This is a genomic window from Streptomyces sp. NPDC090045 (genome assembly GCF_044747975.1).
Taxonomy (GTDB): domain Bacteria; phylum Actinomycetota; class Actinomycetes; order Streptomycetales; family Streptomycetaceae; genus Streptomyces.
Window position 1 is genome coordinate 23268 of the sequence record NZ_JBIVFA010000004.1, and the last position, 23866, is coordinate 47133.

Below are 23866 nucleotides of genomic sequence, written 5' to 3' on the forward strand. Positions count from 1 at the left end.
GTTACCTTCCGGACGTCCCTCGAATCCCCCTGCCCACCACCGCCCTGGCACTCCCATGCCTCGGCGGACCGCCACGGAGAGCGACACACATGAGCACCACCGCACACAGTCGAATAGAAGCCTTAGGCATCTGCCTTCCGGCAGCGGTCCAGACCACTCCCCAACTCGCCGCCCTGGTCCCGGGACTGGGGGAGGCGGACATCGAGAAGATCACCGGGATCGCCGAGCGGCGCGTGTACGACCCCGAACCGGCGGCCGGCGAGGACTCGTTCGGGATGGCCCTGTCCGCCGCCCGGGACGCGCTGGAGTCCTCCCGCTACCGGGCCGAAGACCTCGACATCGTCATCTCCGCCTCGATCACCCGCTTCAAGGACGGCAGCCGCTTCACCTTCGAACCGTCCTTCGCCGCGATGCTGGCCAGGGAGCTGGGCGCCGGCTCCGCCATCCACTTCGACGTCTCCAACGCCTGCGCCGGAATGGTGACCGGCGTGTGGCTGCTCGACCGCATGATCCGCTCCGGTGCCGTGCGGCGCGGCCTGGTCGTCAGCGGCGAGCAGGCCACCCGTGTCGCGCAGACCGCCGCGCGCGAGATGACCGGCTCCTACGACCCGCAGTTCGCCTCCCTCTCCGTCGGGGACTCGGCGGCCGCGGCCGTCCTGGACGTATCCGCCGACGCCGCCGACCGCATCCACTACATCGAGCTGATGACCTGCTCCGAGTACTCCCACCTGTGCATGGGCATGCCCAGCGACCGGAACCCGGGCATCGCCCTCTACACGGACAACAAGAAGATGCACAACCGCGACCGGCTCAAGCTGTGGCCGCGGTTCCACGGGGACTTCCTGGCCAAGAGAGGGCGGTCGTTCGCCGGTGAGGAGTTCGACTACGTCATCCAGCACCAGGTCGGCACCCGCTTCATCGACTACGTCAACCAGACGGCCGAGGCCGAGTTCGCCGCCCCCATGCCCGCCTCCCTCTCCGTGGTCGAGCGGTACGGGAACACCGCCACGACCTCGCACTTCCTGACGCTGTGCGAGCACCTCAGGGCGGGCAGCGCCCGCCCCGGGTCCAAGTACCTGCTGGTGCCGGCCGCCTCCGGCGTGGTCACCGGCGCCCTGTCCGCGACGCTGACGAACGTGGGGGTCTGAGCCATGGGCATGGTCATCACCGCAGCCGCAACCGCCCTGCCCGACGACACGGCGTCCACCCCGGCCTCCGTCGTGGACCTCGCGGGCCGGGCCGCCCGCGGCGCCCTCGCCCGGGCGCAGGTGCCGGCATCCTCGATCGGCGTACTCATCAACGTCGGCGTCTACCGCGAGCACAACACCTTCGAACCGGCCATGTCGGCCCTGGTCCAGAAGGAGGTCGGCATCAACCTCGACTACATCGCCGACCCCGAACCGGCCGCCGGCTTCTCCTTCGACCTGATGAACGGAGCATGCGGCGTACTCAACGCCGTCCAGGTGGGCCAGGCCCTGCTGGAGACGGGAAGCACCGAGCGGCTGCTGATCACCGCTGCCGATGTCCACCCCGGCGGCGACGCGGACCGCGACACCGACTACCCGTACGCGGACCTGGCCGGCGCCCTCCTGCTGGAGCGCAGCGCCGACCCCGACGCCGGGTTCGGGCCGGTACGCCACTACACCGCCGACCGGCCCACCGATGTCGAGGGCTACCTCGACACCGACACCATGGGCCGGCACGGGCGGACCACCATCACCGTCCGGCGCGAGCCGGGCCACGCGGAACGGCTGAGCGAGTTCGCGGCGAGTGCCGCCGCCGGCTACGCGCAGGAGGTCGGCATCGACCTCGACAGGACGCTGGTGATCGGCCCGTCCACGACCGCCGACGGCGCCGGGGTGACGGGCGAGCCGCACACCGCGGCCCCGGTCCTCGGCTACCTCCGGGCGCTGGAAGGCGTACGCCGCGACGACTACGAGCAGTTCCTGTTCGTGTCGGTCGGCGCCGGCCCCAGCGCGGCGTGTGTCCTCTACCGGCCCGAGGGGCGGTGAGCTCCGTGCCGCAGACGAGGACGACCGGCGGCGGCCCCGCCGTGGAGCAACCGGCCACCGACACGGACGGCGTGGCCGGGTGGCTGGAGCGAAACGCCCGTGCCTTTCCCGACAAGCCGGCCGTCATCCACCCCGACGGCAGGGGCTCCGGCAGCTACGCCACCCTCACCTACGGCGAGTTGCAGCAGACGGTCGAGGAGCTGGCCCGCGGATTCCGGAGCGCCGGGATCACCCGGGGCACCAGGACGGTGCTGATGGCCCCACCCGGGCCGGAGCTGTTCGCCCTCTGCTTCGCGCTGTTCCGGGTCGGGGCCGTACCCGTCGTCGTGGATCCCGGCATGGGCGTACGGCGCATGCTCCACTGCTACCGGGCCGTGGGCGCCGAGGCGTTCATCGGACCGCCCCTCGCCCAGCTCGCGCGCGTCCTGGGCCGCCGTACCTTCGCCGGGGTACGCGTGCCCGTCACCCTGGGACGGCGCCGGCTCGGCCGCGGCCACACCCTCTCCGCGCTGCGCACCACCACCCCCGCAACCGGAGATCATGCGGACACGGCGTCACCGCCCGGCGGGGACGACCTGCTGATGATCGGCTTCACCACCGGAAGCACGGGCCCCGCCAAGGGAGTCGAGTACACCCACCGCATGGCGTTGTCCATCGCCCGCCAGATAGAAGCCGTCCACGGCCGCACCCGTGACGACGTATCCCTGGTCACGCTGCCCTTCTACGGAGTGCTCGACCTCGTCTACGGATCCACCCTGGTCCTCGCGCCGCTGGCCCCCGCCCGGGTCGCCCAGGCGGACCCGGCGCTGCTCGTGGACGCGCTGGAACGATTCCGCGTCACCACGATGTTCGCCTCGCCCGCCCTGCTGCGGAACCTGGCCGGGCACCTCACCGGTGCCGCCCGCGGCCGTCACCCGCTGCCCGACCTGCGCTGCGTCGTCTCCGGCGGGGCCCCGGTGCCCGACGCGGTCGTGGCCGCGCTGCGCCGCGTACTCGACGAGAAGGCGCGGATCCATGTGACCTACGGGGCCACGGAGGTACTGCCGATCACCTCGATCGAGGCGGCCGAGATCCTCGGCGACGACGACGTCGAAAGCAACCGCGAAGACGGCGGTACCGCGGCCCGCGCCGCCGCGGGCGAAGGGACCTGCGTCGGCCGGCCCGTCCCCGGCACCCGCGTCACCATCGCCCCCGTCACCGACGGCCCGCTCGCCCGCCTCGACCCCACGACCAGCCTGCCCGCCGGGCGCGTCGGCGAGATCCTGGTCCACGGCGACTCCGTCAGCCGGCACTACCACCGGGCACCCCAGTCCGACCTCGCGCACAAGGTGACCGAGGTACGCCCCGGAGGCGAGGCCCCCCGGACCTGGCACCGGACCGGCGACCTCGGCCACCTCGACGCCGAAGGACGGCTGTGGTTCTGCGGGCGCGCCGCGCAGCGGGTCCGCACCGGTCACCGGGACCTGCACACCGTGCGCTGCGAGGGAGTCTTCAACGCCCATCCCCTGGTCCGGCGCACCGCCCTGGTCGGCATCGGGCCGGCCGGCGCGCAACGGCCCGTCATCTGCGTCGAGACCGAGACCGGGGAGGGCGGGGAAGCGCTCGACGAAAGCGGATGGACGAAGCTGGTCGCCGAGCTGCGCACGATGGCCGAGGCGCACGCCGCGACCACCGGCCTCCAGGAGTTCCTGCGCCACCCCGCCTTCCCCGTGGACATCCGGCACAACGCCAAGATCGGCCGCGAGGAGCTGGCCCGCTGGGCCGAGCGGCAGCAGGCCCGGTCCGCGTCGTCCCCAGGGCGGCGCGCGCTCCGGATCGTGCCGCTCGCCGGATGGGCGTACCTCGTCGGCGGGGCCGTGTGGGCCGCGACCGGGGGAGCCCCCGACCTCCCGGTGCTGCGGTGGCTGTGGTGGGCCGACGCCTTCCTCAGCATCGGCGTGCACGCCGCGCAGATCCCGCTCGCCCTGCCGCGCGGCCGGGCGGCCGGACACGGGACCGCCTCCGTGGTCGGGCGCACCATGCTCTACGGCGCGACCTGGTGGCGGGCACTGTGAAGATCCTGGTCACCGGAGCATCCGGATTCCTGGGCGGGCACCTGGTGGACGGCGCCCTGCGCCGGGGCCACCGGGTCCGCGCCCTTGTACGGCCCGGCAGCGATGCCGTACGGCTGCGCTCCCTGCCCGGCGTCGAGGTCGTCACCGGCGACCTCACCGACGACGGTTCGCTCGGGCGGGCGGCACAGGGCTGCGAGGCGGTCCTGCACAGCGCGGCCCGGGTCGTCGACCACGGCAGCCGCGCGCAGTTCGAGGCCGCCAACGTCACCGGCACGCAGCGGCTGCTGGCGGCAGCGAGGTCGGCGGGGGCGCGGCGGTTCGTGTTCGTGTCCAGCCCGAGCGCGCTGATGCGGGTGCGGGAGGGCGACCGTCTCGGCATCGACGAAAGCACCCCGTACCCGGATCGGTGGTTCAACCACTACTGCGAGACGAAGGCGATCGCCGAACAGTACGTACGGGCGGCCGACGGGCCGGAGTTCACCACCTGCGCCGTCCGGCCGCGCGGCATCTGGGGGCCGCGCGACCACGCCGGATTCCTGCCGCGCATGGTCGACGCCATGCGCGCGGGCCGGCTGCCCGACCTGTCGGGCGGCAAACGGGTGCGGGTCTCGCTCTGCCACGTCGACAACGCGGTGGACGCCTGCATACGGGCCGCGCTCGCCCCCGCCGGGCGGGTCGGCGGCAAGGCCTACTTCGTCGTGGACCGCGAGGAGACGGACCTGTGGCCGTTCCTGGCCCGGGTCGGCGCCGTCTTCGACTGCCCGCCGCCCGCTCCGCGCATCCCGCTCGTCCTCGGCCGCGGGCTGGCCGCGGCGGTCGAGACGGGCTGGCACCTGCGCCACCGGTCCGCGGGCAGCGGCAGCGGAAGCTGCCCAGGAGGCGGTACGGACGCGGCCCCACCCCTGAGCCGCTACATGATGGCGCTGCTGACCCGCTCGGCGACGTACGACACCCATGCCGCCCGACACGACCTCGGCTACGCCGCTCCACGCACCCAGGCGGACGGGCTGCGAGCACTGCAGGAGTGGGTGACGGCGGTCGGCGGCATCGCGGCCTGGACCGCCGGCCCGGCCGCCTGGACCGGCACCACCGCATCCGCCCGCCCCGCACGCGACCACACCGAACAAGGGAGCACGCAGTCATGACATCCCATCAGGCCGATGCCGGTACCCGTGCCGGTGCCGGCACCCCTGGCGGTGCCACCGCCCGCTACCGGCGTCCGGTATCGCCCACCGAACGCCTCTACCTCTCCGCCGGTGACGCCCGCGGGACCATGGCCCTGCGCATCGTCGTCGAGGGCAACGGCGCACCCGAACCCGGGCACTTCCAGGCAGCCCTGGCCCAGGCCGCCGAGTCCTGCCCGGGGTCGCGACTCCTGCGCGCCGGCGCGATGTGGAGCGCCGAGGGGCCGTCGCCGCAGGTGCGGTACGACGTACCGCGCGCCGGTGCGTACGCCGACTCGGCGCCGGGGACGTTCGCCCTGCCTGCCGAGCCGTCGCGACGAGCGGAGCCGCCGGGCTGCGAGGTGCTGATCGTGCCCGGCGGGGACGCGAAGGCGACCACCACCGTCGTCTTCAGCGCCTCGCACGCCATGATGGACGGTCACGGCGCCCTGACCTGGGTACGGGAGGTGTTCCGAGCCCTGCGCGGCGAGCCCGCCCGGCCCGCGCTCGACGCGGACACCGACGCCGGGCTGCTGCGCCGGCTCGGCAGCACCGGGCCGCGGCCCACGCCGAGTCCTCCCCGCCGCTCCCCGCTCGGCACGGGCAGCCGCGACGGCCGCCCGCAGCGGACGCTGTGGCTGCGCCGCACCCTGCCCGGCCGCCATGCCGCGCTCACCGCCCGCCTCGCCCAGGCACTGACCGATGCCGCACGGCTCGACACCCGTGTCATGGTCCCCGTCGACCTGCGGCGCCACTGCCCCGGGATCGAGGCCACGGGCAACCTGAGCCTCCCGCTGTTTCTGGACCTGCGCCCGGGGGCGGACTGGACGTGCGCACACATCCGCCTGCTGACCGCCCTGGCCGAGGGCCGCGAACTCGCCGCCGGATTCGAGACGGCCCTCGCGCCACTGCCGTTGCCCGTGACCGCCGGCCTGCTGCGCACCGCCCAGACCGTGGCGTCGCGTACCGACCGGCACCTCGCCTCGGCCGTCGTCTCCCACCTGGGCCGCCTGGACCTGGCGGAACTCTCCGGCGGTGGCTTCACGGCGTCCACGGCCTACGCGCTGCCGGTACATGCCCCACTGGTCCCGCTCTCCCTCGTCGCCGCCGAGAGCGGGACGGCGACCGAGATCACGCTCGGCGTCCGTGGCGGGGGCCGGGGCCTCGAGACCCGCGCCGCGGAGTTGCTGGACACGGTCCTGGCCGGCTTCGAAGCCGAGGACACGGCCGCGAAGGCCCACCGGGCCGGGCCGGATGCCGAAGGGGGCGGCCCACTCGCGCTGCCGCAGGAAGACTGGTCGGCGACGGCAGCGCGGCTCCGCCCGGGCACCGCAACCGGCTCCGACGGTCGGGCGGCCGCTCCGGCGACCGCATTTCCTCTCGCGTCGGCGCCGATTCCGGGGCACGGTCCCGTCGGAGCGGGCGCTTCGGACACGGGCCCTGCACCACAGGCGACGCAGCCGGACCTGGCGTCCGTCCCGGACCCGGATCCGGCAGCCAGCCCGGACCTGGCGGCCGCCGAGCTCACCGTCGTGGACGCCTTCCGTGCCCAGGCCGCACGCACCCCCGACGCGCCCGCGCTCGACGGGCCCGAGGGCGTGGTCACGTACGCCGAACTCGACCGGCGCTCCGACGCCGTCGCGGCCCGGCTCGCGCGGCGCGGCGTAGGGCGCGAGGACCTGGTGGGGCTGGTCGTCGACCGCACGCCCGCCGGAGTGTGCGCCCTGTGGGGCATCCTCAAGGCGGGCGCCGCCTACGTACCGCTCGACCCCGGCCATCCCGGCGCCCGGATCAGGGAGATCCTCCAGGGATCCGCCGTCGCTCTCTGCCTGACCGGGCGGCACCTGGCCGAGGAACTCGCTCCGTTCGTCCCCGGGACCCTGCTCGCGGTCGAGGACCTCCTCGACGCCCCGGCCACCGGCCCCTGCCCCGGCCCGGACACGGGCGCGTCGGACGCCCGCGAGCTCCGTGCCGCCGGACCTGCCGTCACAGCGGAAATGCGGCCCGCGGACCTCGCGTACGTCATCCACACCTCCGGTTCCACCGGCCGACCCAAGGGCGTGCAGATCGAGCACGGAAGCCTCATGGGATTCGTCCGCTGGATGACCGGCGTCTGCCGGGTCACCGGTCGCACGCGCTTCGGCTTCGCCTCCTCCTACGCATTCGACATCTCGTGCTTCCCCCTCTTCCTCCCGCTGCTGGCCGGCGGCACGGCCGTCCTCGCCCCGGGCACACCCTCACCCGCTGCCCTGCGCGAGCTCGTCGCCGAGCACCATGCGGACACCCTTGCGCTCACGCCCTCCCACCTCGCCCTCCTCGGCACCGCGGGCAGCGATCCCGCGCACCGCCTGCGCACCCTGCTGCTGGGCGGCGAGCCCCTCACCCCCACCGCCGTACGGTCCGCACACGCCGCATTCGGGGCCGACTGCCGTGTGATCAACGCGTACGGGCCCACCGAGGCGACCGTCGCCGTGCTCGCCCACACCGTGGACGGCGGCGAGACCGGCGCCACCGTCCCCATCGGCCTGCCCGGCCCGTACGCCCGGGTCGACCTCGTCACCGACGACGAGATCATCGGCAGCGGACCGGGCGATACCGGCCGCACCGGCGAGATCGTCGTACGCGGGGTCCAGGTGGCCCGCGGCTACCTCGGGCCGTCCGACGGCCGTCCTTCCCCCTTCACCACCGGCCCCGACGGCGTCCGCGCCTATCGCACCGGTGATCTCGGGCGCCGCCTCGCCGACGGCTCCGTCGAGTTCGCCGGGCGCATCGACGAGCAGGTGAAGATCGCCGGGCACCGCGTCGACCCCGCCGAGGTCGTCGCCGCCCTCGAAACCCACGCAGCCGTCGACCGCGCCGTCGTCGTGCCCCGTCGCCGCCCGCGCTCCACGTCGGCCGTGCTCTGCGCGTACGTACTGCCGGCCGGCACCCTTGACCCCGCGGTACGCGCGGATCTGGCCCCCGCCCTGCGGGCCGAGCTGACCCGGACGCTCCCCGCGTACCTGGTCCCCGCCCATGTCATCGTGATCGACACACTGCCCAGCACGGTCAGCGGCAAGGCCGATCTCGACGCCTTGCCGGACCCCTTCGCCCACACCACTGCGGCCGCACCCCCAGCCGTCACCCTGGAGGCGCGGGTCAGGCACCACTGGGCGGAGATCCTCGGCGTCGACGCTGCGCAGCTGTCGGTGGACTCCGACTTCCACGCCCTCGGCGGCGATTCCCTGGCCCTCGTCGAGATGCTCACCGCCCTCTCCTCGGATCTGCTGACCCCCGCTCAGGCCCAGCGGTTCACCGGCCGTCTCGACTGCCTCGTACGAAACCTGACGCTTGACCAGGTCTGCGCACACCTGACCGCCGCCCGCGAGGAGGCCGCGGCATGATCTTCGTTGGAGAAGGAGCCCTGCTCCGCCGCGCCGTCACCCACGCGGCCACCCACGGCCACCCGGTCGACCTGGTCTGCTCCGCCGACCCGCTGGACGCCACGGCCGCCGACGCACCCCACCTCGCGGCGGCGGACATCAACGCCCACGCCGGCACGCTGGCCCGGGCCTGCACCGACGGCATCGTCTGGTCCCTCAACAACCGGCAGATCTTCCGGGAGCCCCTGCTCCGGATCGACGGCCTGCGCATCCTCAACATCCACAACGGTCTGCTGCCACGGCACCGTGGGCTGCCCTCCGTAGCCGTCCTGTTCGCCCTGCTGCACGGCGACACGGAGTACGGCGCCACCGTCCACGAGGTCGAGGCCGGCATCGACACCGGTCCGGTCGTGGCCGAACGACGCTTCCCCGTGGGGCCCGAGGACCGCTACCACCAGGTGATGCTCCGCGGGATCCGCGCCTGCCACGCCCTCTTCGAGCAGATCCTCCCGGCCGTCGCCGCCGGAACCGCCCACCCTGCACGTGCTGCGGCGGCGGAACCGTCCGCGTACTACGGCCTGCGCGCCCTGGACCGGCTCGGCGCCTACCGCGACCACCCCGCCTACGCCCGCGCCACCGACCTCGGCCCCTTCGCCGCCCATGCGCACGAGCTCACGAGGGCACTGCTCCGGCTGTCCTCACCGGCTTCGGCCCCAGGCGGGCCACCGGCCCCGGGCGCTCTCCGAAGGCCGGCGGACGCCGGGGCGGCGACGAGGCTGGTGTGCGAGGCCGACGGAACGGGGTAACGTCTTTGACGTGTTCTTCCAGAGGCCGATTTACGAGTGAGAGCGTGATGGGCCACTTGGTGACGTCCTTCGACGTCGCGGTCCGTCCCCCACCGATGAATCCGTAGATCACTTCACATCATGACCGGGAGAACCTGTGACCGTGAGCAAGAACATCAACAACCCCGTCGGCCAGGGCGGCGGCCAGCGCAAGAGGCTGTCCCGTGCGGAGCGGCAGAACAACGGTCCGCACCGCAACCTCGACCGCCGGGGTGCGGCCGACCAGAAGGCGGAGCTGGTGCGCAAGATGCGCGAGAAGGCCGGCGCCGCCGAGGGCGCCGGGCAGTCGGGCGAGGACACCGCCCAGAGCTGACGCGCCGCCGCCGCGGGGCGGCACCGCACGGGCAGGGCCCGGACCGCGACGCGCGGTCCGGGCCCTGCTTCCGTATCGGGGCGTCGGAACGGCGATCGGCAAGGAACTACCGGCGCGAGGGTTCGTTACGATCCTCCGGGAGGGACTGTGATCCGCATTCTGCTGGCCGAGGACATGCACATGATCCGTGGGGCGCTGGCCGCCCTGCTGGACCTGGAGCCCGACATGGAGGTCGTGGCCGAGGTGGCCCGTGGGGACGCCGTCGTCCCCGCCGCCCTCGCCCACCGCCCCACCGTCGCGGTGCTCGACCTGGACATGCCCGGGGCCGACGGAATCTCAGCCGCCCGCGACCTCGCAGCCGCACTTCCCGACTGCCGGACCCTGATCCTCACCGCCTTGGGCCGGCCCGAGGCGCTGAGGTCGGCACTCGCCGCCCGGGTCGGCGGGTTCATGCTCAAGGACGCCCGGCCGGATCAGCTGGCCGCCGCGATCCGCAGCGTGGTGGCGGGGGAGCACGTCATCGATCCGAAACTGGCCGCTGCGGCGCTCACCGCAAAGGAGAGCCCGCTCACCCCACGCGAGACCGATGTGCTGCGGCTGGCCGCCGCCGGCTCCGAACTCGACGAGATCGCCCGCGAGTTGCACCTCACCCAGGGCACCGTACGGAACTACCTCGGTGCGGCCGTCACCAAGCTCGATGCCCGCAACCGGCTCGACGCGGTGCGGATCGCACGGGAGCACGGCTGGCTGGACTGATACGAGGTCATCCGACGGTGGCGACGGGAGCGGAATCCAGACGGACGGTCAGGACGTAGCCGCGGCCATGCGGAGCCGGCCCGGCCTCCAGGACCCCGCCGAGCGCGGCCGCACGCTCACGCAGATTCCTCAGCCCGTTGCCGCCGGCCCCCGCGCGGCCTCCCTGCTCCCCTGACGGCCGGGGAACCACACGGCCGTCGTCCGCCACCCGCAGCAGTCCGGGACCGAAATCCACCTCGCACCGGCGGGCTCCCGCCGCGTGGCGCAGCACGTTCGTCACCGCCTCGCGCAACACCGTGGCGAACAGTGCCCCCGACATCCCGTCCACTTCGTCCGGCACGCACGACGCGCCCCGCACGTGCACGACGACGCCCGCGGCGGCGAGGACCTTCCGCGCAGAGGCCAGTTCCTCACTCAGCGTGATCTTCGGGCCTTCCCCCGGGATCGCCCGAAGGTCCGCCAGGGCCCGGTCCGCCAGCGCCACCGCGTCGGCCAGATGACGGTCGGCCCGCTCCGGGTCAGGGTCGCGGACCGCCAGCTCGCCCTTCAGGGCGATCGCCGACAGCCCGTAGCCCAGCAGGTCGTGGACGTCCCGGGCGATGCGCCGGCGCTCTCGCGCCACGGCCAGCGCCACCAGTGCTTCGCGAGCCTCCCGCACCTGGTGGACGAGACCGGTGAGCAGGGCGAGGCCGTAGAAGACCGAAGCGATCACCACGATGTCCAGCAGCAGGAGAACGGTGCCACCGGCCCCGGGCCCGTCCGTCCGCAGCAGCATCACGATCGCTGCCAGTACGGTCAGCGACCCGGCCGTCGGCCAGGCGGTGCGCCCGGGAAGGACGATCAGTACCGAGGCCGCCGCGAAACCCACCAGCTGGGGGTACGGCCCGTCCGGAGCGGCCAGCATGCCCAGGGCGAGGGCGAGCTGCACGCCCAGTGTCCACGCGACGTACGGGGGACGCACACCCGGCGGACGCGGCAAGGAGTGGTACGCCTGCAGTCCGACCACGGCCGCCAGCGCGGTCGCGTACCCGACGAACCACCAGTCCCGCACCCCGCCGCCGAGCAGGAACGCCGTACCCACGATCAGGTACTCGAGGTGGGTGGCGACCACGATGGGCCACACCAGCCGAGGCGCCAGGCCACCCGAAGGGACGTCCGCACCGTCGGCCGACTGTACGGGCGGCGCCGCCCGTACGCGCTCCGTCGCCGCCCGCGCGACCGTCACGAGCTCTCCCGCCGCTCGCCTGCCCTGCCCGGCCAGCCGGGTGATCTCCGCCAGGGCCGTACCCAGCACCGCGTCCAGGTCGCGGCCGGCGCGCTCCCGTTCGACCGTGACCCGGGCCCGGGCCAGTGCCCCACGCGTGGCGCGGAGTTCGGCGTAGAGGTCGGTGAGCCGGGTCAGCGCATAGATGATCAATCCGTGGGCGAGGGCGTTGCCGATGCCGTTGAGGACGGAATGGACACTGCCGTCGCCGGGTGCGAGCGGCCCGGCCGCCAGCACGACGACCGCGAACAGAGGCCATCGGACGGGCCGTTCGACGACCAGCAGCACGGAGGCGCCCAGAAAACCGGGCAGCCCGGACCAGGGAGTGAGCAGGACCTGTGCGGCGAGGGGCCAGGCCCCGCGCAGCCGCCACGTCGAAGGCAGACAGATGGCCAACTGGAGCAGCAGCATCGGCACGGCCGCCGGGCGCGGCAGGACCACACCGGGTTCGAAGGAGAATCCGAGAACGACCACGACGAGGATCACCGAGACGACCGTCGGCGTGGGCCCGGCATCGGAGCCGGAGTCGGCCTCCTTGGCAGCATCGGCATCGGCATCGGCATCGGCATCGGCATCGGCATCCGTATCGGTGCCACCAGGCACCCGCCCGTGCCGAAGTCCCCGGCTCCACCCGCTCATGAGGTCACGTTAGACGCACACCCGTGCACCGCACCCGACCCACCCATGTGAAATACACATTGGTCGATGCGCCTCGCACTGCCGCCGACCGGCCCCCGAACGAGACCGTCGACCCATGCGTACGACGTCGACACGGACCCTCACCACGATGGCCGCCACGATCACGATCACCACCGCCGCGCTGCTCTGCGCCGCGGCCCCCGCCCGCGCGGCCGCTCCACCCCGTCTCGACTCCCACGTCGACTCCCTCGTCGACGCCGCCGTCGCCGACTACCTGGAGAAGGACCGCATCCCCGGCGCGGCCGTCACCGTCGTAGCCGACGGCCGGACCATCCTGGCCAAGGGCTACGGCGTCGCCGACGTCCACACCCGAACGCCGGTCGACCCCCACCGCACCGGCTTCTTCCTCGGCTCACTCGCCAAGCTGTTCACGGCACAGGCCGCCTCCCAGCTCGTCACCAAGGGCAAGGTCGACCCGAAGGGGGACGTCAACGACCACCTCCGTGCGCTCACCGTCCCCGACACGTACCCCGGACGCCCCGTCACCCTGGACCGGCTCCTCACCCATACCGCGGGCTTCGACAGCGACCTCGTAGGCCGCAACAGAACCCGTGCGAACGACGTCGAACCCCTCGCCGAGAGCGTCGTGACGCGCCGTCCGCACAGAGTCCGCGCCCCGGGCACGACCGCCGCCTACGACAACTACGGCTACGCGCTCGCGGGCCAACTCGTCGCCGACGTCTCAGGCCAGTCCTTCCCCGACTACGTCGCCGAGCACGTTCTCGGACCCCAGGGCATGACCCGCTCCACCTTCGCCCAGCCGCAGCCGGCCCCGATAGCCGCCGACCTCGCCCGCGGCTACCGCCCCGGCGGCACGTCCGGCTGGACGCAGGACGAGGGCCAGTACGGCGCGTGGAGCCCGGCCGGGCCCGGTGCAGTCAGCACCGCCGCCGACATGGGCCGCTGGATGACCGGGCAGCTCACCGACGACACGGCGGCGAACCGCCTCATGCAGCAGGTGCACTACCGGCAGGATCCCCGCATGCCCGGCCTCGGCTACGGATTCGAGGAGTGGCGTCGCGGTGGGCAGACCGGTTGGTTCAAGGACGGCGACATCCCCGGCTTCCACTCCAACCTGCTGCTCATCCCCGGCCACGACGTGGGTGTCTTCGTCGTCTTCAACGGCGACGGCACGGACGGACGCGCCTCCTGGGACGGCAGGGACCTCATCAACCGGATCGTGGATGCCCTCGTCCCGGACCAACCCGTATCCGAAGCCCCAGGCGCCGCGACCGATCCGTCGCTCGACTCCTACACCGGCACCTACCGCCCGGCCCGGGTCAGCCGCACCAGCCTGATGGCGGTGGAGGGCCTGGTCACGAGTGTCACCGTTCGCAAGGACGGCAAGAACGGGCTGCGCACCACCGGGCTCTCCCTCGACCCCGGCCGGCCCGAACAGAGTTGGCTCGCACTCGGCGACGGCCTCTTCCAAGAGCACGGCGGACACGGCGCGACGCTGGCCTTCACCAACGGCGGCGTGCTCGTCACGTCGGCGGTGCCGTCGACCGCGTACGAGAAACTGACCTGGCATCAGTCTCCGTCCCTGCAGCTGGGATTGCTCGGCATCAGTACGGGCACGCTGCTGCTCGCCGCGATCGCCTTCCCCGTAACCGCCCTGGTGCGGCGGGTTCGGGGCCGGACCGCGCACCCTCGCGCGGCACGGGCCGCACGCGCCACGGCCGCGGCGACCGGGCTGATCGCGGCAGCGTTCGCGGCCGCACTCGCCGCGGTCGTCTCGGACGGCAACGCGATGATGGAAATGGTGCCGCTGGGAGCCCCGCTGCTGTCCACCGTGACGATGCTGGGCACGGCGCTCGTGCCGTTGACGCTGGGCGTGGTGGCGGGGGCGATCGCGGCCTGGTTCCGCAGCTGGTGGAGCGTCACCGGCCGCATCCTGTTCACCGTCACAGCGGTGGCCGCGGTCACGATGGCGAGCATGCTGCTCCAATACCATCTGGTGGGCCACCCGTTGGCCTGGGCGGCCGGGTGAACTTCCGGCCCGCCCCCACGCGGTCATGCGGCGTCCCCGCCCGTGCGCCGCCCGGCCGCTCCTGAGCCGACCGCCAACCGTACGAGGCACACGACCATCCGATGCCCCACCGAGCAGAGGAGCAGATCATGAGCACGTGGACCAGGCGTGGTTTTCTGACCGCCGGCACGGCGGCTGGAGTTGTCGCACTCATCGGCGCCGGGCCGCCGTCGCCGCGGCGGCCGGAGCCGCTCGACATCGTGACCGGCGAGGACGGGTTCAGCACGCCGGCGACCGCGGCCGCAGGCGCGGTGACCTTCCGGGTACGGACGACCAGTGGCCGTACCGGCATCGTCGGCATCGCCCGACTCCGCCGCGGCACCGGTGAGGCCGCCTTCCGCAGACACCTGCGCGACGTCTTCGAGAAGGAGGATCCGAAGGACGTCATCCAGGCCTCCAAGGAACTGATGGCCGATGCCGAGCTGTTCGGCGGCGCCATGGCGGTACCCGGTTCGCAGTCGTCCTTCACCGCCTGGCTGCCGCCCGGCCCGTACCTGCTCCTGGAGTACAAGGACTTCGAGGGCCCGTACGTCGGACGCGATCCCCTCCCCGGCGCGGAGTACGTCAGCCCGCTCCTCGTCCACGCGGCGGAGCACGCCGGAGCCGGGGGCCCGCGTCCCTCCGCCACCGTCACCGCCGTGGACACGGGGCGGGGCCCGCGCTTCGTCGTGGACGGACGCATCCAGCGGGGCCGGCCCTTGCGCTACCTGAACGCGATGCGAGGACAGGTCGACGAGCTCGCGGTGTACCCCCTCACCGACGACTCCGTCACCGAGGCCGACATCCAGAGGTTCTTCCAGGACCCCCTGCACGCGCCCAGGCCCTTCGAGCTCGCCGCGCAGCTGGGCACGCCACCGCTCTCCCCGGGCCGGAGCGCGGTCATCGAGATGCCTCTTGTCCAGGGCCGCTACGCCCTCACCAGCTGGGTTGCCAGCATGAAGGACGCACAACACCTGTCCGCCCACGGCCAGGTGCTCATCGTCAACGTTCCCTGAGCGCCCCGTTCGTGGTCCGCGCTCGAACCCGCTGCGGGGTGAACCGGCTTCCGGCTCACCCTGCAGCGGGCCGACGGCATCCGGTCAGGACTGCTCGAGCAGTGTCGAATAGGCCCGCTCGATGCCTTGCGCGTAGCCGGTCCCCAACTCGACGTAGACGTGCCCGGTGGCCGTACACGCTTCGCGTAGAGCGGCGCTCCGCTCTCTGACCCACGTGGAGATTTCCCGGTAGGTGGTGTCGTCGGCGTCCGCGAGCCAGTCCGGGGCTGCGCGTAGATGTTCGGGGGTCAGTTTCGTGTTTCCGAGGAAGACGGAGGTCAGCGGTATTCCGAGAGCGGTGGCGGCCGTGGCCGCCGTCGGTGTGACGATGTCTCCTTCGACCACGTAGCCGTCTTGGGGGTCGGAGGCGTCGAGGGCTTCTGCAGCCGCGCGGATGAACTCGATGAGGAACGGCTGGGCGAGCGCGGCTTTGTCCGGATGCGTACCGTGCCGCACGCCGTGCTCGGGGGCAGCGCGTTGCAGCATCGACACCAGAGCGTCGGTCGGGCATCCCGGGAGGCCCTCTCGCTCGAGCAGCATCCACGCCAGGGTGCTTTTGCCCACGCGGGGCGGGCCGCCGATCAGATAGATCATATGAAGACCGTACCCCTGGCGCCCAGTTGGAGCGAGCAGACGCGGGGTGGGGTCCTGACGCACCAGTACACCCACAGAAGGCCCAAGGTCACTCCCGCACCAGCGTGTCCGGAGCGAATGGGCGCGTGATGTCGTTCATTGTCGATCCCGTACCGGCTTGGGGACATGGTCCTGGGCCGCGAGCCAATGGACCACGTCAAATGAACGGGACCGGTCAGTGAGCCTGCTGGGGGCCTTCACCCGTCCGCAGCCCTCCTCCGCAGGCGAGGGACGTCTGCGGAGGATGCTGCCCGCCGATCGTGCGCTGCCGTGGGCCCTTGCCGCGGTGTTCTTCGCCTTGTACACGGCGCTGTCCGTGCGGCTGCACCAGAGGCTCCTCACCACCGGCTACGATCTCGGGATCTTCGAGCAGGCCGTCCGCTCCTACGCCCATGGCCGCGCGCCGGTCTCGGCGTTGAAGGGGCCCGGCTTCCATCTGCTCGGCGACCACTTTTCCCCGGTCCTCGCGAGCCTCGCCCCCGTCTACCGGATCTTCCCTTCGCCGATCACCCTTCTCGTGGCCCAGGCAGCCCTTCTCGCCGTTGCCGTCGTACCGCTGAGCCGCTGGGCCTACCAGGCTCACGGCCGGACGGCCGCACTCGTGACCGGCATCGGCTACGGGGCCTCATGGGGAATCGCCTCGGCCGTGGGCTTCGATTTCCACGAGATCTGCTTCGCCGTCCCGCTCCTGGCCTTCTCGGTGACGGCCCTGGGCAACGAGCGCTGGCGCGCTGCCGCGGGATGGGCGCTGCCGCTGCTCCTGGTGAAGGAGGATCTGGGCCTCACGGTCATGGTGATCGGCGCCTACATCGCCTGGCAGGGCTCGCGGCGCCTGGGCTTGGCCACTGCCCTCGCGGGGCTGGCGGGCACCCTGCTGGAAGTTCTCGTCATCGTTCCGGCCTTCAACCCCGACCATTCCTATTCCCACGCGGGGAGCTTCGGCGGCATCGAGTCACCGGGCGGCATCCTGCTCGGCCTGCTGCACCTGCCGATGGACCTGATCACCCCGCAGACCAAAGTCATCACCCTGGTCCTGCTGCTGGCGCCCACCGCGTTCATGGCGCTGCGCTCCCCATTGATCCTGCTGGCTCTGCCCACGCTCTGCTGGCGCTTCCTGTCCGCATATCCGCCCTACTGGGGGACCAGTTACCACTACAGCGCCATCCTGATGCCGGTCGTCTTCGGGGCCTTCGTCCACTCCCTGAACCGCTGGGCCCCTGACGGCTCGACGCAGGACCGTCGCACCCTGCGTACCGGACTGGCCATCAGCAGCGCCATGACCGTTCTGTTGATCGCCGGCTTCCCCCTCTCCGCCCTCGCCGATCCGGTGACCTGGCAGACCCCACCACGCGCCGCAGCCGCGCACCGCGTCATGGACAACATTCCCGACGATGCGACCGTGGCCGCCAGCAACCGCCTCGTCCCCCAACTCACCCACCGGTGCACGGTGACACTCTTCGGCTTCCCGAACATCCCCCTCACAGCCGACTGGATCATCGTTGATGTCAAATACCCCATGGGATTCCCGATGTCGGCCCAGGCCCAATCCGACGCCCTCGACCAAGCCCGCCTCGACGGATACCGCGCCGTTGCCCAGGACGACGGATTCCTCTTGCTCCACCGTTCCACACCCGGACCACAAGCCGGTGGCTCCGGCCGGAGCTCCGTCAGCCGGTAGGCCACTCCGGGGCGCCGCGTGGCAATTCCCCGCACCGGGCTCGCTGGACATACGCGGTACGGGCCACCCAGCCCGGGGGCGCGCCGCCGCAGCTGCGCGCCCAAAGGTCGGCGAACGCCACCGAGCACGCGTCCGCCCCCGCGGCGGGGGCGGCGCCGTGCACGATGTCGATCAGTTGCCGGCATGCGGCCGCGGCGCGGGCCGGGTCCTGTCCGAGGGGGCCGTCGAACTGGTCGTCGAAGACGAAGAAGAACGCCATGGCGTCCGCGACAGGTCCAGGGCCGGGCCTTGGGCGTAGGGGAAACCGTGGGCGGCCAGGAGCGGCATGTCCCACGACGCGTACCACTGAAGCGAGCGGCCCTCCCCGACCAGCCCCATACGCCGTACCCACGCCAGATTGCGCTGGCGCGCGCCCTCCAGATCCGGACTGAGGGAGGTCGGGAAGGGGAGGCGGAACTCGATGTCCTGCGGCACGTGTCCTCCGTGAAGCGAGCTGGTCACAGCCGGGTGAAGTCCCCCACCGACTTCCGATACGGAGCTCACGATCTCCCGGTTCGGCAGTGCGACGAAGCTGGCCGTCAGTCAGATAGTGGCCGGTTATTGGCTGAGCGGTGCGAATTCTCCGGACACCGCTCACGCCCTTTGTGTCGCGGCCACCGGGGGCGGACCGGCTCGATCCGCCGACTTCGGCGACCAGGCGGGTGGTGGTCCTGCCGTAGCGCCGAGCGCAAGCGCCATGACCGGTGGCGCGTTCCTGGGCCTGGCCGGCTCTTCCCCTCCGCACTGTGGCGCCTGCTCCGCAGATCGGCGATCACCAGCCAGGACCTGCCCGGGCCCCCGCCCGGGGCGGGACCCCGCCACAGTTCTCCCTCCACCTACTACTCCCCGGACTGGCCCTCGGGAGTCTGCCGGTGGCGCCGGCGCCGGTAGGTCCTGCCGGCCACACCGATGGTCAGTGCGACCAGGAGACCCGCGATGTACTCCCCGAGGACCTCGTCCCAGAAGAAGGCCATTCCGCTGTTCAGTACTGCCTGGGCAACTTCCAGCATGGTCCCGCATCCCCTCGCGCTTATCTGGAGACCCGGGTCATCCCGGGCACAAGAACCAGATTGGGGACGGAGGGCGGGGCACTCAAACCGCGTTTTCGCAGGTCAGGGGCCGTGAGTTGCAAGCGTGGTGTGGTTGTGTACGAGTGCGGCGAGCGCGCGAGTCGCGCTCGTATAAAAATACACCACGGTGTCAACTCAACCTGGGCATAAGGGATTTGTGCGTAGGTAATTTGCGCTGAATGCTGTAGTCGAGAACACGAAGATCGGTGACCTTGCCTTGGGGCGCGAGCTGACCGCCGCGTCGGAGCGGGCAGGGTGACGCGAGGGGCCGTGGTGCGTTGTTGCCTGCATGGAAGAGATGTTGGACGTGCTCCTCGACGGGGTCACCGAGCCGCGCCTGAAGCTGATCAGCGGGGACGAGGCGCGGGCCTTGATGCTCCTCCTCGGGGTGCTCGAGGACGATGCGCAGCCCGAGGAGATCCGTCACGCGGCCGGGGAGATGCGCTTTCGCATCGTCTCCCGGCTGGCCCCGCCTCTCTAGCGTTCCGCTCCCGTGGGCGCAGCCTGTCGGGCTGGAGGAGCAGTGTCACCGGTGCCCGCGCCAATAGCGGACGGCCCGGTGGGCGGCGACGCTGAAGCTGATGCCCGCCGTGGCGAACTTCAGGGCGATGACGCATGCGGGGAGCCACTCCTGGGCGGTGTGGGCGTGGGTGAGGATGATGGTCGAGATCGTCGTCAGCATGATCACTCCTGGTTCGGTCGTCGGGGACTTGACCGACCATGGCGAGCCACCTGTCCAATGTGGTCCAGGATGGAAACTGGACACCTGCAGGCAGGGAGAACGAGGCGCAGGAGGGGGAGTTGGAGCCGTCACCGGAAGGCTGGAACGCGGTCCTCGTCGAGTTGTACGGGCTGGTCGGACGTCCAGGAGTCAGGGCCGTCAGTGATCACGCGGCTCAGGCCGACGTCCAGGGGACGCTGTCGAGCGCCACCGTGGGCAATCTGCTCAAAGCGACGACGAACCCCCGCCGCTCCACGGTCGAGGCCTTCGTCCACGGATGCCTGCACTACGCGGGTTCCAGAAGATCGTCCGTCGTCCTGCCCAGTGGAATGGACACGCCGAAATACTGGATGGACCGCTGCGAACCGGCTTTCAGTCGGCAGGTCGGCGTACAGGCTGCGAAAGCACCGGTCGTCCGATCGGCGTACCTCGAACAGGTGCGCAGCATCGCGCCGGCCGAGCTGCGCGGGCGGAGCACGGAATTGGCTGCGCTCACCGCCTTCTGTACCAGCCCGGACGGCCCCTCCTACGTGTGGTGGAGGTCGGAGGCCTGGGCGGGCAAGTCGGCACTGCTGTCCTGGTTCGTGCTCGACCCACCCCCCGGGGTCCGGGTCATCTCCTTCTTCATCACGGCTCGCTTCGCCGGCCAGAGCGACTGGCTCGCGTTCACCGACGTCGTGATGGAGCAGATCGCGGACCTCCTCCACCAGCCGATGCCCGCGTACCTGCCCTATGCCACCCGGGCGGCGCACTTGCGGCGCATGCTCACCGAGGCCGCGCAGCACTGCCACAAGCAGGGCGAGCGACTGGTGCTGGTGGTCGACGGCTTGGACGAGGACCGGGGGGTGACCGCCGACCCCGACTCCTACAGCGTCGCCGGACTGCTGCCGGCCGAGCCGCCGCACGGCATGCGCATCGTGGTCGCGGGCCGGCTGAACCCGCCCTTGCCGCGGGACGTTCCCGCCGATCACCCCCTGCACGCCGCGGACGCGGTGAGAACGCTCGTGCCTTCCGAACACGCCCAAGTCGCCCGGAACGACATGGAACGCGACCTCAAGCGGATGCTCAACGGCTCCCCGCTGGAGCAGCACCTCCTCGGCCTCATCACTTCCGCCGGTGGCGGTCTCACCGGCGCGGACCTGTCCGCGCTGACCGGCCAGCCCGCCTGGAGGATCAAGGACCACCTGCACGCGGTCGCCGGGCGGAGCTTCGTGGCCCAGACCGGCAGCTGGCGACCGGACACCGAGTCCTTCGCGTACGTCCTCGGTCACGAGGAGATCCAGAGATCGGCTCGACAGCATCTGGAGGAGCCGGGGATCGCGGGATACCGGCACCGCCTGCACGCCTGGGCGGACCAACACCGTGCCGAGGGCTGGCCGGCCGGCACGCCCGAGTACCTGTTGAACGGGTACTTCCGGATGTTGCGCGAAGCCAGGGACCTGCGCCGACTGGTGGCCTGCGCAACCGATCGCATGCGGCACGACCGCCTGGCGGAAGTCACCGGGGGAGACACGGCGGCGCTCAACGAGGTGAACTCCGCCCACGAAGCACTGCTGGCGGACGGCTCCCATGACCTGACCAGCCTGGCCAGGCTGGCCCTGCACCGCAGCGAGATCGAGCAGCGCAACGCCAACGTGCCCGTGGGCCTGCCCGCGGTACGGACGATGCTCGGCCAGTCGATCCGCGCGCTGGCGTCGGCACAGTCGATCCCGAACCCGCAGCGGCGCACGCAGGCGTTGACGGAGATGGTCGAACCCCTCACCGTCGCCGGCGACATGGACGGCGTCGAAGCCCTGGTCGACTCGGCGGACGACGAGGAGGCGCAACTGCGGCTGCTCTTCGGCGCGATCACCAGCTTCGGCAAGCTGGGCCGGCAAGCCGCAGTCGGTTCCTTGACGGACCGAGCCGAATCACTCATCGCCTCGTTCGGCGATGAGGAACGACAGCTCACCTCTCTGGTGACGCTGGCGGAACTGGCCGCGGAGGCGGGCGAGGGCGTCAAGGCGTCCCGACTGGCCGAACGTTGTGTCCGCCTGTACGAAGGCTGCCCGCGGCAGGAAGCGCACCACCGGGGCGATTACGCACGCGCTCTCGCATACACCGGAGACTGGGACGCCGCCGAAGCGGAGGCGCGGTCACTCGCGCAGGCAAAGGGGGAGGACGTTGCCCTCGTCGCCCTGGCGGCAGCCGCAGCTCGGCAGGGCGACGTCCCGAGAGCGGAACGCCTCATCGGCGCCGTTCCGTACGAATTCCGGCAGTCCGAGGCGCGCAGCGCGGTCGTGGAAGCCTTGGTCGCGAGGGGCGAGCCCGCTCGCGCGCTGAGAGCGTGCCGAGCGATCGCAGAACCTGAGAGCCGGTCGAGTGCGCTGATCGGCGTTGCCGGGGCATGGCAGCGAGCCGGCCGTGCCGATCAGGCGCTGTCGGCCGCCGAGGAGGCGTTGGCCGCCGTACGTACGCGCATGCACCCGGACCGGGTGGTGGCGCTGATCGGTGTCGTGCGGCTCTACGCCGACATGGACGCACACGATCGGGCACGCGCGTTGATCGAGGAAGCCACGACGGCCGCGCATGCGATCTGGACTGACGACGACCGGGTCGAGGCCATGTCCCTGGTTGTGGCAGGTGCCGTCCTCATCGGTGAGGAGGAGGCCGCCGAATCGCTGTGCCGGTCCCAGGCAAAGCTCGGCGAACGTCTGGTGCTGATGACAGCCCGGGCCCGGGCGCTGGCCGCGGCGGGCGACCTCACGCGGGCCGGCGAGCTGGCCGACGAGGTCGAACGCGACGCACGCGCGATGACGGATCCCTGGTCGTGGGCGCTGAGTCTGACCCGGCTGTCGTGGTGGACCGCGGAGGCCGGCGAACTGCGTGCTGCCGGTGCCCTCGCCGAGCGGGCCGAGGCGCAGGCCGTGCTGGTCACGGACCCGGTCCACCGTCAGGTTGCGCTCAACGGGGCCATCCGGTGCCTGGCACGAGCGGGTAGAACCCGACGTGCCGAGTCGCTCGTTCGCTCGAGCTCCGGAACTGACGCTGCTGTCATGCTGGCGGAAGGGTTGATCTGCGGAGGCGAGGTGGAGCGCGGCGAGTTGGTCGTGCGCAAGATTGCCGATCTCCTGGAGCTGCCCAGCGCGCTGTGTCGGACAGCGCCCGTATTGGCGTACGTGGGCGAGTTCGATCGTGCGGAGCGCATGGCCAGGTCACTGGAAGAGAGCTTCTATCACGCCAGCGCACTGGTGAAGACGGCATCCGCGTTGGCCCATGCCGGAGAAGAAGACAGGGCACGCCGCCTGATCGATGAGGCCGAAGCAGCGATCCGGGTGATGGGCCACAACCTCGGCATGATCGAGCACTTCAAGATCCTGGCGAGGACGGCTACCCGGTTGGGAGACCGGGATCGCGCACGGTCCATGGCCGAGGAGGCGATGGGCGTCATGCCGAGGATCCACAGCGCAGATCGCAGGAGCGCCGGGTGGGCCTGGATCGCCGAGACGGTCGGATGTGCGGGAGACCCCTCGGGTGTGATGCGCGTGAGCAGGATGATTGCCGAGGACGACCACCACGATGGGGTGGAGGAAGGCGAACTGGCGCGGTACCTGGCGACCGCATTCGCCCGCGCGAACCAACCGGGCCCTGCGGAAAGCGTGGCCCGGTCGATCGCCGACCAGCGCCAGCGCGCAGCGGCGATGACCGCTGTGGCGGTCGCCCTCGCACGCGCCGGCGATGTCAGCCGAGCGGAATCGGTGGTCGCCTCCATCGACGATCGGCAACAGCAGTCCGCCGCGCTGACGGCGCTGGCGGAGGTGACCCCGGCCGTCGTCGCGCGGCGGTTCCTCGCGATGGCACTGCGCTTCCTGCACTGGGACAACAGCCTGCACTTGTTGGCCCGGTTGGCACCCGAGGCCGTGAAGGCCCTCGCACGTGAGGTGTTGCGTCAGGTGCAGCCGGCGGCGTAGTCCGCGTCCGGTACGTGTTCGGCCCATTCCTCCCGGCTCAGCGACCGGCCTACGGCGCGGCAGGCCGCGGCGGCCGGATCGGCGGTGACATCGGTGATGTGGGTGATGTCCAGGACCCATACGCTGTCGGAAGAGGCGGAGAGCACATGTCCTTCGGGCAGATGGAGCGTGCGGATGCGCCGTGTGGACGACTCGCCCGGCCTTGACCGGCGTCAAGCCGTCGGACAGGTACCAGACCGTGACG

At 71.8% G+C, this 23866-nt stretch carries 19 protein-coding genes; 13 read left to right on the plus strand and 6 right to left on the minus strand.

Annotated features, from left to right (window positions below):
* Positions 1–89 precede the first annotated feature (89 nt).
* The 8 genes from ACIPYQ_RS12345 (at position 90) to ACIPYQ_RS12380 (ending at position 10505) form a co-directional block, all read left to right on the plus strand.
* On the plus strand, positions 90–1148 hold the full coding sequence (locus ACIPYQ_RS12345) for a 3-oxoacyl-ACP synthase III family protein (RefSeq protein ID WP_401249436.1): 1059 nt from the start codon (positions 90–92) through the stop codon (positions 1146–1148).
* 9 nt (positions 1149–1157) lie between these two features.
* Positions 1158–2012 carry a hypothetical protein gene (locus ACIPYQ_RS12350; protein WP_401249439.1) on the plus strand — a complete coding sequence of 285 codons (855 nt, stop codon included), beginning with the start codon at positions 1158–1160 and terminating at the stop codon, positions 2010–2012.
* A gap of 5 nt (positions 2013–2017) precedes the next feature.
* Positions 2018–4066, plus strand: a complete 2049-nt coding sequence (locus tag ACIPYQ_RS12355) for a fatty acid CoA ligase family protein (protein ID WP_401249442.1) — start codon at positions 2018–2020, stop codon at positions 4064–4066.
* Positions 4051–5211 carry an NAD-dependent epimerase/dehydratase family protein gene (locus tag ACIPYQ_RS12360; RefSeq protein WP_401249445.1) on the plus strand — a complete coding sequence of 387 codons (1161 nt, stop codon included), beginning with the start codon at positions 4051–4053 and terminating at the stop codon, positions 5209–5211. The genes ACIPYQ_RS12355 and ACIPYQ_RS12360 overlap by 16 nt, the downstream gene beginning before the upstream one ends.
* The gene (locus tag ACIPYQ_RS12365; protein ID WP_401249448.1) at positions 5208–8612 is read left to right on the plus strand and encodes an amino acid adenylation domain-containing protein; all 3405 of its coding nucleotides are present in this window, start codon (positions 5208–5210) and stop codon (positions 8610–8612) included. The genes ACIPYQ_RS12360 and ACIPYQ_RS12365 overlap by 4 nt, the downstream gene beginning before the upstream one ends.
* The gene (locus ACIPYQ_RS12370) at positions 8609–9397 is read left to right on the plus strand and encodes a formyltransferase family protein (RefSeq protein WP_401249451.1); all 789 of its coding nucleotides are present in this window, start codon (positions 8609–8611) and stop codon (positions 9395–9397) included. The genes ACIPYQ_RS12365 and ACIPYQ_RS12370 overlap by 4 nt, the downstream gene beginning before the upstream one ends.
* Positions 9398–9533: 136 nt before the next feature.
* Positions 9534–9749: a DUF6243 family protein gene (locus tag ACIPYQ_RS12375; RefSeq protein WP_401249454.1), complete on the plus strand. Its 216-nt coding sequence runs from the start codon at positions 9534–9536 to the stop codon at positions 9747–9749.
* A gap of 147 nt (positions 9750–9896) precedes the next feature.
* A complete protein-coding gene (locus ACIPYQ_RS12380) occupies positions 9897–10505 on the plus strand; it encodes a response regulator transcription factor (protein WP_362236529.1) in 609 nt (202 codons plus the stop codon).
* Between the two features lie 7 nt (positions 10506–10512).
* Here the strand turns inward: ACIPYQ_RS12380 and ACIPYQ_RS12385 are convergent, their stop codons facing one another.
* Positions 10513–12408: a sensor histidine kinase gene (locus ACIPYQ_RS12385; RefSeq protein ID WP_401249458.1), complete on the minus strand. Its 1896-nt coding sequence runs from the start codon at positions 12406–12408 to the stop codon at positions 10513–10515.
* Positions 12409–12523: 115 nt separating this feature from the next.
* Between ACIPYQ_RS12385 and ACIPYQ_RS12390 the strand changes: the two genes are divergently transcribed.
* Both ACIPYQ_RS12390 and ACIPYQ_RS12395 read left to right on the plus strand, forming a co-directional pair.
* The gene (locus ACIPYQ_RS12390) at positions 12524–14458 is read left to right on the plus strand and encodes a serine hydrolase domain-containing protein (protein ID WP_401249461.1); all 1935 of its coding nucleotides are present in this window, start codon (positions 12524–12526) and stop codon (positions 14456–14458) included.
* Positions 14459–14586: 128 nt separating this feature from the next.
* Complete coding sequence (locus ACIPYQ_RS12395) at positions 14587–15492, plus strand: twin-arginine translocation signal domain-containing protein (RefSeq protein WP_401249464.1); 906 nt, start codon at positions 14587–14589, stop codon at positions 15490–15492.
* A gap of 84 nt (positions 15493–15576) precedes the next feature.
* Here the strand turns inward: ACIPYQ_RS12395 and ACIPYQ_RS12400 are convergent, their stop codons facing one another.
* The gene (locus tag ACIPYQ_RS12400; RefSeq protein ID WP_401249466.1) at positions 15577–16125 is read right to left on the minus strand and encodes a hypothetical protein; all 549 of its coding nucleotides are present in this window, start codon (positions 16123–16125) and stop codon (positions 15577–15579) included.
* Positions 16126–16342: 217 nt separating this feature from the next.
* Between ACIPYQ_RS12400 and ACIPYQ_RS12405 the strand changes: the two genes are divergently transcribed.
* The gene (locus tag ACIPYQ_RS12405; protein ID WP_401249469.1) at positions 16343–17842 is read left to right on the plus strand and encodes a DUF2079 domain-containing protein; all 1500 of its coding nucleotides are present in this window, start codon (positions 16343–16345) and stop codon (positions 17840–17842) included.
* On the opposite strand, the gene ACIPYQ_RS12410 is transcribed toward ACIPYQ_RS12405, so the two are convergent.
* On the minus strand, positions 17832–18101 hold the full coding sequence (locus ACIPYQ_RS12410; RefSeq protein WP_401249472.1) for a hypothetical protein: 270 nt from the start codon (positions 18099–18101) through the stop codon (positions 17832–17834). The two genes, ACIPYQ_RS12405 and ACIPYQ_RS12410, sit on opposite strands and share 11 nt — an antisense overlap.
* A gap of 619 nt (positions 18102–18720) precedes the next feature.
* Positions 18721–18891, minus strand: a complete 171-nt coding sequence (locus ACIPYQ_RS12415; protein ID WP_401249475.1) for a hypothetical protein — start codon at positions 18889–18891, stop codon at positions 18721–18723.
* Positions 18892–19240: 349 nt separating this feature from the next.
* Between ACIPYQ_RS12415 and ACIPYQ_RS12420 the strand changes: the two genes are divergently transcribed.
* Positions 19241–19432 (plus strand): hypothetical protein, encoded by a 192-nt coding sequence (locus ACIPYQ_RS12420; RefSeq protein WP_361758546.1) that lies wholly within the window; start codon positions 19241–19243, stop codon positions 19430–19432.
* 45 nt (positions 19433–19477) lie between these two features.
* Here ACIPYQ_RS12420 and ACIPYQ_RS12425 read toward each other — a convergent pair whose 3' ends face one another.
* Positions 19478–19633 carry a hypothetical protein gene (locus tag ACIPYQ_RS12425; protein WP_401249479.1) on the minus strand — a complete coding sequence of 52 codons (156 nt, stop codon included), beginning with the start codon at positions 19631–19633 and terminating at the stop codon, positions 19478–19480.
* Positions 19634–19671: 38 nt separating this feature from the next.
* Here ACIPYQ_RS12425 and ACIPYQ_RS12430 point away from each other — a divergent pair, with 38 nt between their 5' ends.
* On the plus strand, positions 19672–23622 hold the full coding sequence (locus tag ACIPYQ_RS12430; protein WP_401249482.1) for a hypothetical protein: 3951 nt from the start codon (positions 19672–19674) through the stop codon (positions 23620–23622).
* Here ACIPYQ_RS12430 and ACIPYQ_RS12435 read toward each other — a convergent pair.
* Positions 23601–23768 carry a hypothetical protein gene (locus tag ACIPYQ_RS12435; protein ID WP_401249484.1) on the minus strand — a complete coding sequence of 56 codons (168 nt, stop codon included), beginning with the start codon at positions 23766–23768 and terminating at the stop codon, positions 23601–23603. The genes ACIPYQ_RS12430 and ACIPYQ_RS12435 overlap by 22 nt on opposite strands.
* Between the last annotated feature and the right edge of the window lie 98 nt (positions 23769–23866).

Excerpts from the sequence above, each read along its gene's own strand:
- ACIPYQ_RS12345 (WP_401249436.1), top strand. The coding sequence starts at position 90 with ATGAGCACCACCGCACACAGTCGAATAGAAGCCTTAGGCATCTGCCTT.
- ACIPYQ_RS12350 (WP_401249439.1), top strand. The coding sequence starts at position 1,158 with ATGGTCATCACCGCAGCCGCAACCGCCCTGCCCGACGACACGGCGTCC.
- ACIPYQ_RS12365 (WP_401249448.1), top strand. The coding sequence starts at position 5,208 with ATGACATCCCATCAGGCCGATGCCGGTACCCGTGCCGGTGCCGGCACC.
- ACIPYQ_RS12370 (WP_401249451.1), top strand. The coding sequence starts at position 8,609 with ATGATCTTCGTTGGAGAAGGAGCCCTGCTCCGCCGCGCCGTCACCCAC.
- ACIPYQ_RS12385 (WP_401249458.1), bottom strand. The coding sequence starts at position 12,408 with ATGAGCGGGTGGAGCCGGGGACTTCGGCACGGGCGGGTGCCTGGTGGC.
- ACIPYQ_RS12390 (WP_401249461.1), top strand. The coding sequence starts at position 12,524 with ATGCGTACGACGTCGACACGGACCCTCACCACGATGGCCGCCACGATC.
- ACIPYQ_RS12395 (WP_401249464.1), top strand. The coding sequence starts at position 14,587 with ATGAGCACGTGGACCAGGCGTGGTTTTCTGACCGCCGGCACGGCGGCT.
- ACIPYQ_RS12400 (WP_401249466.1), bottom strand. The coding sequence starts at position 16,125 with ATGATCTATCTGATCGGCGGCCCGCCCCGCGTGGGCAAAAGCACCCTG.
- ACIPYQ_RS12410 (WP_401249472.1), bottom strand. The coding sequence starts at position 18,101 with ATGGCGTTCTTCTTCGTCTTCGACGACCAGTTCGACGGCCCCCTCGGA.
- ACIPYQ_RS12415 (WP_401249475.1), bottom strand. The coding sequence starts at position 18,891 with ATGCTGGAAGTTGCCCAGGCAGTACTGAACAGCGGAATGGCCTTCTTC.
- ACIPYQ_RS12420 (WP_361758546.1), top strand. The coding sequence starts at position 19,241 with ATGGAAGAGATGTTGGACGTGCTCCTCGACGGGGTCACCGAGCCGCGC.
- ACIPYQ_RS12425 (WP_401249479.1), bottom strand. The coding sequence starts at position 19,633 with ATGCTGACGACGATCTCGACCATCATCCTCACCCACGCCCACACCGCC.
- ACIPYQ_RS12430 (WP_401249482.1), top strand. The coding sequence starts at position 19,672 with ATGGCGAGCCACCTGTCCAATGTGGTCCAGGATGGAAACTGGACACCT.